Origin of the sequence: Pseudovibrio sp. W74, assembly GCF_001623085.1 — a bacterium.
Classification (GTDB): Bacteria; Pseudomonadota; Alphaproteobacteria; order Rhizobiales; family Stappiaceae; genus Pseudovibrio.
On the sequence record NZ_LMCJ01000008.1, the window covers coordinates 185,417 to 198,848 of the forward strand.

The 13,432-nt window shown below is 51.1% G+C and carries 8 protein-coding genes; all 8 read right to left on the bottom strand.

Annotated elements, in window-relative coordinates; genetic code table 11:
- Positions 1-5: 5 nt before the first annotated feature.
- The 8 genes from PsW74_RS07245 to PsW74_RS07280 all read right to left on the bottom strand — a co-directional run bounded on the left by PsW74_RS07245 (position 6) and on the right by PsW74_RS07280 (position 13,210).
- Positions 6-5,189 carry a hypothetical protein gene (locus PsW74_RS07245; protein WP_063288588.1) on the bottom strand — a complete coding sequence of 1,728 codons (5,184 nt, stop codon included), beginning with the start codon at positions 5,187-5,189 and terminating at the stop codon, positions 6-8.
- 345 nt (positions 5,190-5,534) lie between these two features.
- Positions 5,535-6,605: a Gfo/Idh/MocA family oxidoreductase gene (locus PsW74_RS07250; protein WP_063288587.1), complete on the bottom strand. Its 1,071-nt coding sequence runs from the start codon at positions 6,603-6,605 to the stop codon at positions 5,535-5,537.
- Between the two features lie 15 nt (positions 6,606-6,620).
- Positions 6,621-7,472 carry a sugar phosphate isomerase/epimerase gene (locus PsW74_RS07255; RefSeq protein WP_082830503.1) on the bottom strand — a complete coding sequence of 284 codons (852 nt, stop codon included), beginning with the start codon at positions 7,470-7,472 and terminating at the stop codon, positions 6,621-6,623.
- 11 nt (positions 7,473-7,483) lie between these two features.
- Entirely contained in the window at positions 7,484-8,908 is a 1,425-nt protein-coding gene (locus PsW74_RS07260) for a CehA/McbA family metallohydrolase (RefSeq protein ID WP_063288586.1), read from the bottom strand.
- Positions 8,901-10,001, bottom strand: coding sequence for an ABC transporter ATP-binding protein (locus PsW74_RS07265; protein ID WP_063288585.1), 1,101 nt, complete (start codon positions 9,999-10,001; stop codon positions 8,901-8,903). Before PsW74_RS07265 ends, PsW74_RS07260 begins: the two co-directional genes overlap by 8 nt.
- A 14-nt stretch (positions 10,002-10,015) precedes the next feature.
- Positions 10,016-10,846, bottom strand: coding sequence for a carbohydrate ABC transporter permease (locus PsW74_RS07270; protein ID WP_063288584.1), 831 nt, complete (start codon positions 10,844-10,846; stop codon positions 10,016-10,018).
- Positions 10,846-11,754, bottom strand: a complete 909-nt coding sequence (locus tag PsW74_RS07275; RefSeq protein WP_057465211.1) for a sugar ABC transporter permease — start codon at positions 11,752-11,754, stop codon at positions 10,846-10,848. Before PsW74_RS07275 ends, PsW74_RS07270 begins: the two co-directional genes overlap by 1 nt.
- 100 nt (positions 11,755-11,854) lie before the next feature.
- The gene (locus PsW74_RS07280) at positions 11,855-13,210 is read right to left on the bottom strand and encodes an extracellular solute-binding protein (protein ID WP_063288583.1); all 1,356 of its coding nucleotides are present in this window, start codon (positions 13,208-13,210) and stop codon (positions 11,855-11,857) included.
- Positions 13,211-13,432 lie beyond the last annotated feature (222 nt).

Consider the following 13,432-nt stretch of genomic DNA (forward strand, 5'->3'; position numbering starts at 1 on the left):
ACATTCTACTTCTTGCGCTTCAGCAGATTCTTCAGTTTTGCGCGTCTGCTGGTGTGGCTGTTCAGAATTTTTTCCAGATTGCCGACTTTTTCACGCAGGGTGTCCATTTCGTATTTAACTTTGCGGATGTTTTTGTCGTTGAGCAAGCGTGCGACCTGATAAACTGATGCGCTCGCTTCGTTGCGGACCTTATCAAACTCAGCCTGAGCCTTCGCTTCGCTAATCGTGTTGCGTTTCAGATTGAGCAGGATGAGTTTTTGGCCAATTTCATCGATCTCTTTTTCATAGCCTGGCGCAAGTTGCGAGGTTGCGAGACCTACGCGGTGCGCATCATGTAGAGTGTCCAAGGCAACCTTGAGGTATTCGATGCTTTCATCGCCGTCGTCTAATCTGGCATTCGCGAGGTGGTCTTTTGCGGCGGCGGCGTGCTCTTCGGCTTTCTGGAGGATCATCCCGTAATACTCTGCTTCTGATGCATCCAACAGGTCTTTGACATTTGCCTTGGCTGTTTCCAGAAGCTGGTCAGTGGACGCGATTGCATCTTGAAGGTTGGCTTTTTGCTCTTCATCATCAGTTGGGCCGAAGCTGTCCTCACGTTCCAACTCCAGCTCTTCTGATGGCTTGAGTGTTTCTTCAGGTTGATCCTCTGATTTAGATTGCACTGAACCAGATCTGCGCTTAGGACCTTTCGTACCCTGTTTGTCGAGAAGTTCCTCCATTTTATCAAGGTAGTACTGGAGTGTATTTAACGCTGCCTGAGCACGTCTGATCTCGCCTTTGAGGAGAAAGTCTTTTGCTTCAAAGGCCGTTCGGATACCGATGGTGTGATACTTGCCGTAGTTTACTGCGTCGTCGGCATTTTGGATCGTGTTGCTCAGTTTATTAAGATCAGCAAGGTCTGTTGTTACATCCTCAACTTCCTGTTCCAGCTCAGGAATTTTATCTGCTATGGCTACACCGGAATCGTGTCTTGATTGCAGAGCTTCATTAACAACGCGCAGAGCAAATAGCTCAAACTCGGCCTTTTCGAAGTTTTCCTGCTCCATCAGCTTTTGTGCCTCTGCTGCATGTTCAGCACCACGCACCTGCATTGCTTCAAAGACTTCCCGGTCCATGCCATCCTGAATGTCTTTCTTCAGAGCCTCGAACTCGGCAAGTTTTTGCTGGCTCTCCTTTATCGTGGCAGCGAGCTTTTCTGGATCTTTCGCAAGTGGCACTGCCTCCTGGAGCAGTTCAAGCATGCGATCTTCCTGGCTGAGTATGTATTCACTTTCCTTGTCAGGACCGAAGCGGTCTCCTTTTTTAATCAAGGCAATGCCTCGATCTATCGCCTGGAGAGCTGAGCGTTCAGCATCATCAAAAGCCGTTGTAAGATGTTTGATTTTTTCGAGTTCTGGTCGACGTTTTACAACGTCTGCAATGCGCTGCCGATAGACTTCAAAGCCTTCTATGAAACTCGCCTTTGCCTCTTCAAATAGGCTCGCATAACGCTGTTTCTCGGCTTCAACCACCTTCACGGCATCGGTAAGCTGATGATTGAGATCTAATCCGTCCAGATAATTTTTTCTCTGAATGGCTTCCCTCAATTGCTCAACCAACCCTTTGGCTTTATTGTAGTTTGTTTCGAAATCGGTAAAATCCAACCCCCAATCTGCATATTGATCAAGGCTCACATTTACGTTGTCGATAATCTTTTCGAAGCCTTCGGCCCGTTGACTCAATCCTCTCATCTGAGACTCTGTGAAGTTCTCACTGAGCTTGCGGAAATTGTCCATCGCGTTGAAGGCATCCAGTGCCTCTTGTAACCCGGATTCCATGCCCGCAATGATGGCTTTACGGTCTCCGTCCTCTTGTGAGTTATTTAAGTCAGTTGCAGCAGTAAGATTCAATCGTGCCTTATCAAATTCCTCAATGAAAGTCCCTTCAAAATAGGTGTCACGACAGGACGGCCACCATTCATCGTATGAAGCTATTACAATGTCTTGTAGTTTGCTAACATCAGAATAAATATTGTCTTTTTTAATTCTGAAGGCAGTGATGTCGGCATCGTACTGGGCTTGTGCGTCGAGTTCTGCTCTCACAGCTGCAACACCTGCGTCACCGAGAGCATCGAGCATGACGTCCATAGCTTTCTCGATTTCTGAAAACTGCAGTACTGCGGCCTTTCCCTCTCCAGATTTTGCCAGTTCATGAGCTTTATCCAGACCAGCTCTCGCAGTGGCATCTGCATTTTCAAAAACTTTCAAAATCTCTGGAAATTTGGCAACCGTGTCTACAAGTTCGGACAGTTTAATGTAGTCAGTCAGCAAGTCAGAAAATGACGTGAAGACCTTAAGTTCTTCGTCTAGTGCTGCTTTTTCCGCTGCCTCACTCGCCTGTCTCATGCTCTGCCGGTGTGTTTCAGCCAGATCCAAAGCCTCTCGAGATGCTGCAAGATCTTGTTTTTCTAAGGATATTTTGAGTTCCGCAATGTTGTCCATTGCTGTCAGATAGGCATCATCTAATGCGGACAGATCAATCGCCCAGCCACCCAAGTTTTCACGTACTTTGTAAATATCTTCGAATGCGGCAAGGTAGTATTTGGCTCCTTCAGAGATGCCGTTGAGCTGCGACATCACGATTTGCTTGCTGACATCAAATGCATTTTCCATGTCACGGTAGGCTTTTTTGGCCTCTGTGATTGGCTCTCGTATGCTCGTGATGAATAGATCCTGATTGACTTTCATCCGTGGGCCAGGTGTCATCATTTGGTCAGCGCCTGTAAGCCAATCCATCGCTTCATCGATTGAGGCGTTTGCCAGTTGGAATGAGTTCTGGAACCGGTTGAGGTAGTCTCCTTCACAGAAACGTTCCCAAACTTTATTCCCCTCTTTGATAGCGTTTTTCAGCTGTTCGACCTCAACGCGAAGCTGCTTTAACTCTCTGACGAATAGTGCAATTTCTTCCTGCTCTTCTTTTTCCGCCAGTTGCTCTACAGTTAGAGCTTCCTCTTCCACTTCAGCTGTTTCCGTACTTGCCTGATAGCTTTCCGGTTGCTTTGGTTTTGGCGGATTGGCGACAAAAGCGTCCAGATTGACCATAGATTGCTTCAGGTCTGCCAGCGCGCCTCTGGCGTCTGTGATGCGGCCTTGGCTGATGTAATCGAAGGCTTCTTTGGCGTATCCTTGGGCGATCATCCTAAAACTGAGAAATTCCCCACGAAGTTCATCATTTACAATGCCATTCGCAACGTTTTCATAGGCTTGAATTCTGCCCCAGGCCTCTTGCACTTCAATCTTCAGGCCTGCAACTTTGGCTGCTGTTTTTGCGCCGCGTTCCAAGGCGATTTCGAGTCCGCTGAGAGCAATCTGGGTGTTATCGATTGCATCGTCGGCGTCTTCGTATTTCTTACGTTTGAAGAGATTTTCCGCCTGATCAGAGTACTCGACAGCTCTATCGTATAGATTATCGAAAATTGCCTCTTCTTCTTTGTCTTTGAAGACATCGCTGCGATCATTGAACTCGGCAATATTTTCTCGCAGTCTGTCCAATGTCTGCATGAAGAGCTCGGTATTTTCCTCCTGAGTGGCGGCTGTTCTGATCCCCTGGAAGTACTGCAATTTGTCGACATGGTTTTGCAGGTTTGTAATGGAGGTCTGAGCGTTGGCGGTGACCTGATTGGCCTCGCTCAGGTTTTCATTTTTCACCGCTGTTTCAGCGCGATTAAGGTTGAACTCAACTTCGCCCGCAATAGTATCGAACCTTTTGAGGTAAATGACTTTTCTCTCCTCTACCTCTGCAAATTTCACAAATTCAGAGCGACGGGAGAGCAAAATATCGGCTTGTTTTTGCAGTAAAGCGATCTGATCCTGTGCAATCTCAAGAGCTGATTGTGCCTCCACGGCAATCTCGTGCATCTCTGTGAGGTCAAGCTTGACCTTTTCAAGCTTATCTTCTGCGGACAGCACTTCACCTTTCAATAGGTCAGATTGCGCCTCTGCAATGGCGCTACGCGCAGACTTATCCGCCTTCCTGAAGACGGGCAAAAGTCCGTTGTACTCACTCACCAACCCTTCCTGAGAGGCCAGCTCATCTGCCTTCTTTGTCAGCTCAATCGCATCACCAGCAAGCAGTTTTACTTCGTTCTCGTCATCATCGTCCTCTTCAGGTGTCCCTTCAGAAGACGCAATGCTTTGCAACATAACTTGCTGCATTTCGATGAAGCCGTTTTCAGCGCTCTCTGCCGCTTTTTCGGCCTCAATGCCGTTGCCTGCGGCGACCAGAGATGTTGCTTGCTTGCAGTTAGTTACGACCGCCTCATGAAGCTTCTCGAATTCTACCAGGTCTTTGGGATTATGCTCTATTTCGGATTTACGTGTACTCAGATCAGCAGCTGCTGTTTCGGTTGATTGAACCCGGTTCTCGATATCTTTTTTCGCGTTTGCAGCGTGTTTTTGCGTTTTCTTCAGCAGGTCTTTCAACACCGCAAGATTGATAGATGCGGCTTGTAGACTTTGCTTGGCAACAGAGATGCTGTTGCTGTTCAATGCCGTGTTCAGATCCCTAATGTTTTCTGCAGCCTGTTCGTAAGCCCCGTCAAAGCGAGACAGATCAATGTTCCAGGTGTCAATACTGGCGCGTTGCTTATGGACATCATCCAGTTTCTTCTTGGCTTCAGCTGCTATCCCCCTCATGCTATCGAGAGTGATGTCCTGGCCTTCCTTGAAGTTGGACTGCATCACGCGGAGATATTCTTCTCCACGGTCCATGAAGGCCTGCAGTTTACCAAGGTCAACAAAGCCTTTTTTATCTGGCTTGTTCATGATGTCGTTGGCTTGCTTTACATTGGCTTCAGCCAACTGCTTGGCATCTTCAAACACCCTTTGAGTGACGTCTTCAATAAAAACATCAGTTCGCTTGCCAGCTATATGTACTGCTTTAGCAAGAGACCTTAAGTTCCTGCTTACTTTAGATAATTCCTTTTGATGAATACGCTTGCGTTCTGCCAGATCCAGAACAGCCTGCTGTTCTTCGGCTTTGTCTTGCGGGGGTTGTTCTGCCTGAGAAACAGAGACTGTTTCGCTACCTTGCCCATTTTCGCTGTTCGGCACCTGATCATCATCATCAGGCAGATCAAACCTGACCTTCATCGTCTTTAAGACTGCATGCGCCCAGTTTTCGTGCTCTGGAGGAAGGCTATTCTCAGGCATTTGGAAACTCCGAAGTTCGGGAAACTGCTGTTTCACACTTTAATCGCGCTGCGCATAATTATGCGTTGTCGCTCTTCGGATATGGGAAAAATCAAGTCTTTCGCTGAATATTGCGTTGCCGATACTTGGTTAAGTTAAGGTAAGTTTAGATCCAGCCTGGATTTGTATTTGAGGCAAGATTTAAATACACAAAATGCGATGGTTATTACGCAATGCACACAACGGAAATTGGCCTTGCGTTGGTTTGCGTTGAAATGTGATTGTAACGGTTTGAAAGCTCACAGGCATTCTTGAGAAAGAGATTCAGGAATGCCTGTTAATACACTGATTTAACTAGAATAACCTTCAGCTTACATCTGTAAACTTTGCTCCAACATCGGCAAACAAGGCTAAGTCGTTTGCTGCGTCGGTTAGCGTTGTTTCGTAAAACTCTCCATCCACTATAGCTTTATAGAAGGCGTCCAACTCAATCCGGAACGGGTCTTCATAGGACGGACCAATCACCTCTTTGGTGGTCTGTTCATCGGTTGAACGAGTGATACTAAGTTGTGTCGGTAGATTACGAATGTACGGCGTATCATAGGTCACATGGTACCGCTCCGTCTGGGTCAAAACTTCGATGCCTGCATCGAATTCAGCAATGTCAGAGATGACAGCTTCGTACAGCGCGGTGAAGTGACCATAATCAAACAGGACCATCACCGTTTCCCCACCATGCTGCTTGGCGTAGCTCACCGCCTTTGGCATGCCGAGCAGATCACGCATGGCGGAGAAGCTGTGTGAGGACAGCCCGGTCAGGACCTGATAGGCGCGCAACTGATCTTCGCTGGCGTTCTCCCCCATGATCTCACGAAGCATGGCTGTGGTGCGCTGCTGGCCTTTTGTGATGATCTCCTGCGGGACATCGCTACCGCGGACAACGGGGCGGGTCTGGCGGGTGAAGTATGGCGCTTCGCGGATGATATCACGGATGCGGACATGGCGGATGTTTGCCAGATCCGGCATGCGGTCCTTCAGAGCGAGGAAGCTGCGGGAATATCTGCGCATGTAGCCGACAAACACCACGCTGTTGCTGCTTTTTTGCTCTTCCAGCAATGGCGGGATCTGGTGTTTGTTGAGGCAGACCGGCTTTTCGATGAAGACATGCCTGCCAGCTTTCATCGCCTCTGACAGGAGATCTGCGTGCAAGTGATCCGGTGTCAGAATGAAGATTGCATCCAGCGAGCGGTCCGCAATCAGGTCTGAGGCTGCAGCATACCGCTTTGCAACACCGTAGCGGTCGCCGATGTACTCCATAAGTTCGTTAGAGACATCGCTGATGGCCGAGATGGTAAAGCGGGCATCATCTGCAAGAAGTGGCAGGTGCATCAACTGAGCGACTTCGCCCAAGCCGATAATTCCGACGGACAGTGACATTGTTCTTCCTCAGACTTAAGCGAGTTTTGCAATAAAGGAGAAGTTGCGGCGGGCGAGTTCCAGCGGTGTTTCACTTGCGTTTTCAGCAATATCCTGCTCAACAACAACCGGTCCCCGGAAGTCCCTTGCCTGCAGGACGTCCATAACCGCCGCAATATCAACGGCTCCGTCTGCAAGTGGGCACATGACCCCTGCAGCCAGAGACGCAGGAACGCTGAGTTCGCCAGACAGAACGCGCGTGCGTACAGCTGGATCAACGTTTTTCAGATGCATGTAGTCGATGCGGTCCCATTTGCGCTGCATATACGCCAGTGGGTCCTGACCCCAGAACGCATGGTGGCCTGTATCAAGACACAGATTGAGCGGCGTGTTTTGCAGCAGATCGTCGATCTGGTCTTCCAGCTCAACGCATGTGCCGATGTGGGGGTGAAAACTCAGCGCAACACCGTAGACTTCAGCAAGCATTGCATGGGCCTTTGTGAGGTCCTCATACATTTGCGCGCGTGCAGCCTGTGTCATCACACCGAGCTGGTTTGATGGGTAGACGTTGCTTTCATCCATCACCACCAGATGCTTAGCGCCAAGGGATGACAGGAGTTGACCTTGTGCTTGCATGTCTTCATGAAACCGGGCGCTGGTTTCCGGCTGGGAGAACGTGTGCACGTGGGTTGCGCCGATCAGGGTGAGATCGTGCCTTATCAGCATGGCTTTGAGCGCCTCTGTGTCCCTTGGCAGGTAGCCGAGAGGGCCAAGCTCAGTCCCCTTGTAGCCTGCGCTTGCGACCTCTGCCAGATACTCCTCTGGCGTGTATGCGTTGCCTGTTGGATAACAGACGCCCCATGAACACGGTGCATTCCCGATCAACATGCCGTGCTGTCCTATTCCGTTACTATGTATATTGGATTGGAAAGAGCCCGGATAATGGGCTGTTTCAGTATGTCTGCTTCAGTGAGCCCCAAAGGAAGCTTTTTGCCTTTGAACGCCCCTAAAAATTCTTCAAGCAGCCCGGTGTGGTTTTCACGCGCAACGATCTCAGTTCGCAGGAATCCTGTAGCTGGCTGGTTGAAGGAGATCTGCTGTTCATCATTGATGAGAACATCTTCTTTCCGTAAGCCGGATGCATCCACCCAGCGCAACACATCCCCTTTGGCGCCTTTGACGTGGACGGAGAAACCTGTGTTTCCTGCCGACACTTCATCCCCCATGCGCGCCAAACCGGAGGTGAGCGACAGGTGCGGGCCGTCTGGCCCTTCGGTCACATACCCGAGCCCTGCTTTCATGGCGTTCAGAACAGCTTGCTCGCTGAGTTCATCCAGCCAGAGCACTGTCGTCGGGCGAGCCAGCACAAGCGGGCCTTCCGGTAACAGTTGGTCGGGTTGATGGTAGTCGCTGCCACCGATCAGCGAAATCTGATGCCCCTCACTGAGGCGTTTCTGGTAGCGTGCCAGTGACACCCAGTTGTACATGAGCCATGCGGATTGCCAGACCTCCATACAGTCGGTCTCTGGCAGCTCGTAGGTCCAGTCAATCGGCGGTTTGTCGTGATTGATGGAGAACAGGCCGCCGCGCTCATGAGCCGCTTTGGCAACGATGTGGGCGTGGTCTGGCCTAGTCATGCGGAAGTCGAGCCAGTCATCAATGCCGAAGACATTGGCGTGACCGACTGCGGTTGTGACTTCCATGCCCCTTACGAAGACCAGATCCTGTGAAGAATGCGGGTGGAAATATCTGCGCTGGGTGGTGGTGTTGTGGTCCGCGATTGCCAGAAAATCCAGCCCTGCCTGTTTTGCAGCGGCGTGGAGTAACTCCGGTGCACCGCGCGCATCGGAGTGGAAGGTGTGGCAGTGCAGATCTCCCTTGTACCACCCTGCTCCGTGACGCACCGGATTGGGTGTCACGGGCTGCGGCGTAAGCTTTCTTGGGGCCTGATCGAAGGAGATGGTGAGGTCAACATCCGCCCCATTTTCCGGCACTTTATAAAGGCCCAGAATTATCTGCCATGTGCCCGGTTTGATCTGTCCGTGGACATAGCCCGGAGTGGCATCATCCAGCGCGATGAAGAAGCTGTCGCGGGCGCCCCCGCTCCAGCCACGAAACCCCGAGATTGCCGGAAACGGCGTGATCTCGGGATCAAGGCATCCAAGATCGATGATACAATCCTTGGCCTTGGGGTAGTTCAGCAACACGTCAAAGCGTGTCGTTCCTTCCGGCACCTCAAATTCCAGATAGAAGTACGGATCTTTGAGCTGATCCGCCTTCGTGGTGTGGTGCTGCAAATTGAGGTGGTCCAGAGTGTCACTCATTGTCCAATGCCAATCTGTTTCCGTCTGCATCAAACAAGGAGATATGCTGACTGGAAAAGCCGAGAGCTACATCTTCTGACAGGATGATGTCGTCATCTGTGAAGATGCGGGCTGTGAAGCGGGCAGCATCCGGACGCTCGATGGTGACGAGCTTCTCGGCGCCCATGTTTTCATTGGCAAACAGTTTTCCGCGCACCACGTTTTCTTCTTCAGCTGTTGCACGCAGATGTTCCGGGCGGACCCCCAGCGTGATGTTGGGGTTGATGGCAACGGCTTCTGCAAAGGACTTATGCATCGGCAAGGCCACAACTTCCAGACCATCAGCTTTCACCTTCAGGCTGTTGTCTTCCACCATCGCTTCCACTGGCAACAGGTTCATGGGCGGGTTGCCGACAAAGTTTGCTACGAAGGTGGTGGCTGGTTTGCGGTAGATTTCCATTGGGGTTGCGAACTGAACGATCCGACCCTGATCCATGACCGCAACACGGGTGGCGAGCGCCATGGCTTCGGCCTGATCGTGGGTGACGTAAACCGAGGTCATGCCCATGCTGTGTTGCAAGTGGTGCAGAAAGCCGCGCGCTTCCAGACGCAGCTTGGCATCCAGATTGGAGAGCGGCTCATCAAACAAGTAGACCTGACTGGGGTTTACCAGTGCACGGGCAAGTGACGTGCGCTGTTGCTGGCCGCCAGAGATCTGCGCTGGCAAACGGTCCAGCAAATGGCCGATCTTCAGAACATCAGCGACTTCCTGCGCCCGCTCGCCGCGGGTGGCTTCATTCTCACCGCGTACTTTTAACGGATAAGAGATGTTCTGGCTGATGTTCATGTGCGGATAGAGTGCATAATCCTGAAACACCATGGAGATTTTGCGATCACGCGGATGCAGGCCGGTTACATCTTTATCGCCGATGTAAATGCGGCCACTGGTTGGCGTTTCCAGCCCGGCGATCATGCGCAAACTGGTGGTTTTTCCGCAGCCAGACGGGCCCAACAGACAGATGAACTCGCCGTCGTTGATCTCAAAGCTGGCATTGGAGACTGCATTAAAATCGCCGAAAGACTTGGTGACGTTTTGAAAGGAGATAGAAGCCATTTTTGTTCTTCCGATTATGCTTTAATGCCGCCGAAGAACCGGAAACCAAACTTCCAGTTTACGAACAGATAGAGAGAGATGACAGGGAACGAGTAGATCAGCGCATAGGCTGCAAGCAGCGTGACGATTGGCGTTCCAGCTTCTGAATAGAAGGAGTAGATGGCCACAGAGGCAGGCATCAACTCGTCAGAGCGCAGCAGAATGAACGGGATCAGGAAGCTGCCCCAGATGTTGACGAAGGCCCAGACCACCACGACCACGATCCCCGGACGGATGACTGGCAGTGCCACATCCCGGAAGGCCTGCATGGAGGACGCTCCGGCGACCATGGCGCTTTCCTCATAGGACTTGGGAATGCCGTCGATAAAGTCGCGCAGGATGAACATGGCTGTTGGCAGCAGACCGCCAGCGAAGACGAGGATTACAGCGATATGGGTGTCGATGAGGCCAAGCTTGGAGACGATCAGGAAGATTGGAACCATCGCCGCACTGCCAGACACCACGGAGGAGAACAGCAGCAGCAGATATGTGATGCTTTTTTTGCCGGGAATGTCCGAGCGTGACAGAGCATAGGCTGCCAAGGTTGCAGCAAACCCAACAAGAACCACACCGCCAATGCTTTGGATGAACGAGTTCAGCAATCCGCGCATTGCGAAGGTGTTTTCAAATACGGTGAAGAAGTTCTTCAGCGTAAACGGGCTTGGAATTTCCAGTCCGAGTTCTGCCCGCGCGTTGAAGGGCGCAAACAGAAACCAGATCAGAGGCAAGGCAAAGCAGATGCCGATCAGGGCTGCAAGAACAGAGAAGCTGATACGGGACAGAATTTGCTGGAATGAGAGGGTCATTATTCCGCTCCCTTATGTTTCTGTTTTGCGATGCGCAGATAGAACAGCGCAAAGGCAAGGTTGATCAACATGATGACCACACCAACGGCGGCCCCTTTGCCAAATTCAAAGTCTTTAAAGGCGACGCGATACGTGTAGATGGACAGCAGCTCAGTGCGGTAAGACGGGCCGCCTTGCGTCAGCAGGAACGGGGTAAACACGTTGAACGTCCACATGGTGATGAGGATCAGATCTGTCACCACGTGCCCTTTGATAAGCGGCAAGGCGATGTCTTTGAATTTTTGGAAAGACGTCGCGCCAGCAACATCAGCGGCCTGAAAGTAGCTTGGCGGAAGAGAGGCAAACGCGGAGTTGAACAGCATCATGGAGAACGCTGCACCGCGCCAGGTGTTGAAGAACACGATCACCCAGAACGGATTGTCCAGCAACCAGTCTCCCGGCTCCAGCCCGAGTGCTGTTGTCAGCATATTCAAAGTGCCGTTGTCGTAATCAAGGAAGGCAAACCAGGCGAAACCGATCACGACTTCTGGCAGAATCCATGCCACGATGACGGCAGATTCAGAGAAGACCTTCACGTATTTGGGTGTTGATTGCAGCAACCATGCGAGGATCATGCCCAGCAGTGCCTGCCCGATAAGAGCGGAGAGCAGCACAAACTGAATTGTAAGAATGAGCGAGAACCCAAACTGGCCTCGTGTGAAGAACGTTTCCATGTTGAACAAGGCGACGTAATTATCAAACCCGACAAACTCGGGGTTGAGAGCTGTTTTACCAAGCAGAGTTCTGTTGGTGAAGGAGACAAAGATCACCCAGAAGAAGGGGACGATCACAAATGCGCCGACAAGAGCCGCAGCGGGCGAGAAAAACAGCGTTCCCGCGCGCACAGACAACAAAGAGAAGTTCTTCAAAATACACCTTCCCAAGAAGGGAGATTACTGGATCGAAAGATCAGGGAGAGGATAAGGGCGCGCAACAGGAGCGCGCCCTGCCCCGGAGTTGGGGTAAGCCTTATTTGCTTACGGTGTTTTCTTCACCAACAATGGCGGTGACGTCAGACTTGTACTGCGCCATGGCCTGTTCTGGTGTCTGTTCGCCGGAGACAACTGCCTCTGTCATACGCTGTACTGCAACAGATACTTTGTTGTAGTAGGCGTTGTTTGGACGGGCTGTGGTCAGTGGCAGAAGCGTCTGAGAGGTCTCTGTCAGGAAGTCAGAGTTTGGAATCCAGACATCATCACGAATACGAACGCGCGGATTGATCGCCTGGAATGCATCCAGCTGCTCTTTGGAGTTCATGTAGGACAACAGCGCCCAGGACTCTTTTGGAGCTTTGGAGTTTGGATTGATCACAAAACCCGTACCACCGGACATGGTCACGAAGTCCTGACCACGGAAACCTTTGCCTGGCTCCTGAGCTGGCATCTTCTTCCAGGTCATGTTGACGTTACGGTCTTTGACTTCAAATTCAGCGCCCGGCTTGGTGACTGAGCGGTAGAACCAGTCGCCTTCAACCAGCATGGCTGTTTTGCCATCACGGAAGTTTGCGAAAGTCCGGTTACGGCCATCACCCAACAGCTGTGCGCGTTTGTCGCCAAGCTTTTCATCAACGTAGATGGTCTTATAAAGGTTCAGTGTATCGAGAATGCCTTGTGAGGAAACGATCCACTTGCCGTTCTCGTCCAGCATGCCTTCGCCGGTGCCGAGAATGGCCATCCAGTAGCCCTGCATGGTGGTTGCTTCGCCCATGGAAACGCCCGCATTTAGCTGAAGCGGAGCGGATTTAGGCATTGCTTTTTTGATGGTGCGCGCTGCATCCAGAACGTCTTTCCAGGATGTTGGCTGCCATGTGTCAGCGTCAATGCCTGCCTGTGCGAAGATGTCTTTGCGCACAAAGATCATGCGGCTGTCTGTGCCAAGCGCGATACCGTAGGCCTTGCCGCCGTAGGACATCAGCTCTTTGGAGCCATCAGAAATGTGAGACCAGCCTTCCCACTGGTTCACCTCTGCGCCAGCAACCTCTTCCAATGGCTTCAGCAGACCTGCGTCTACGAAGTTTGGAATAAGGAAGCCGTCGAACGATGATACGTCCGCGCCTGCGCCGGTTGAAAAGTCCAATGCAAGCTGCTGTGTCAGCTGCTCGTCTTTTCCGGCAAACTCTTTAAAAATCACATTTACGTCTTTGCCTGTGGCTTTCATCATGGTTTCAAAACCAGGAATGACGCTTGTTTTCAGCCAGACAGCAGCTGCACTGTTCACGCCGCCTTCCACACAACGGCAAGTGATGGTGACGTCCGTTGCCATTGCTGGCCCGGCCAATGCTGTGGCAGCTGCAAGACCCAATGCATAACTACGCAATTTACTCATCTAAATTATCCCCCCAGGGCATCCTGTGTTGGTGTGCCTTGTCACTAATCTTGAGAAATCGATCAGTGAATTTAAAATGAACACGTTTTCATTATTCGTCAACACTCAAGAGAAAATCAAGAGGATTCTAAAATATTACGCCAGCAAATATTTTACAGAAACGGCACAAAACTGTCATATTTTCGTCGTGCATAAAGAATGTTCGATTGACATCCTAGGGTT

What these genes read in the sequence shown, in the direction of transcription:
- PsW74_RS07265 (WP_063288585.1), bottom strand. Translation starts at nt 10,001, where the DNA reads ATGGCTTCTATCTCCTTTCAAAACGTCACCAAGTCTTTCGGCGATTTT.
- PsW74_RS07245 (WP_063288588.1), bottom strand. Translation starts at nt 5,189, where the DNA reads ATGCCTGAGAATAGCCTTCCTCCAGAGCACGAAAACTGGGCGCATGCA.
- PsW74_RS07270 (WP_063288584.1), bottom strand. Translation starts at nt 10,846, where the DNA reads ATGACCCTCTCATTCCAGCAAATTCTGTCCCGTATCAGCTTCTCTGTT.
- PsW74_RS07260 (WP_063288586.1), bottom strand. Translation starts at nt 8,908, where the DNA reads ATGAGTGACACTCTGGACCACCTCAATTTGCAGCACCACACCACGAAG.
- PsW74_RS07255 (WP_082830503.1), bottom strand. Translation starts at nt 7,472, where the DNA reads ATGTTGATCGGGAATGCACCGTGTTCATGGGGCGTCTGTTATCCAACA.
- PsW74_RS07250 (WP_063288587.1), bottom strand. Translation starts at nt 6,605, where the DNA reads ATGTCACTGTCCGTCGGAATTATCGGCTTGGGCGAAGTCGCTCAGTTG.
- PsW74_RS07280 (WP_063288583.1), bottom strand. Translation starts at nt 13,210, where the DNA reads ATGAGTAAATTGCGTAGTTATGCATTGGGTCTTGCAGCTGCCACAGCA.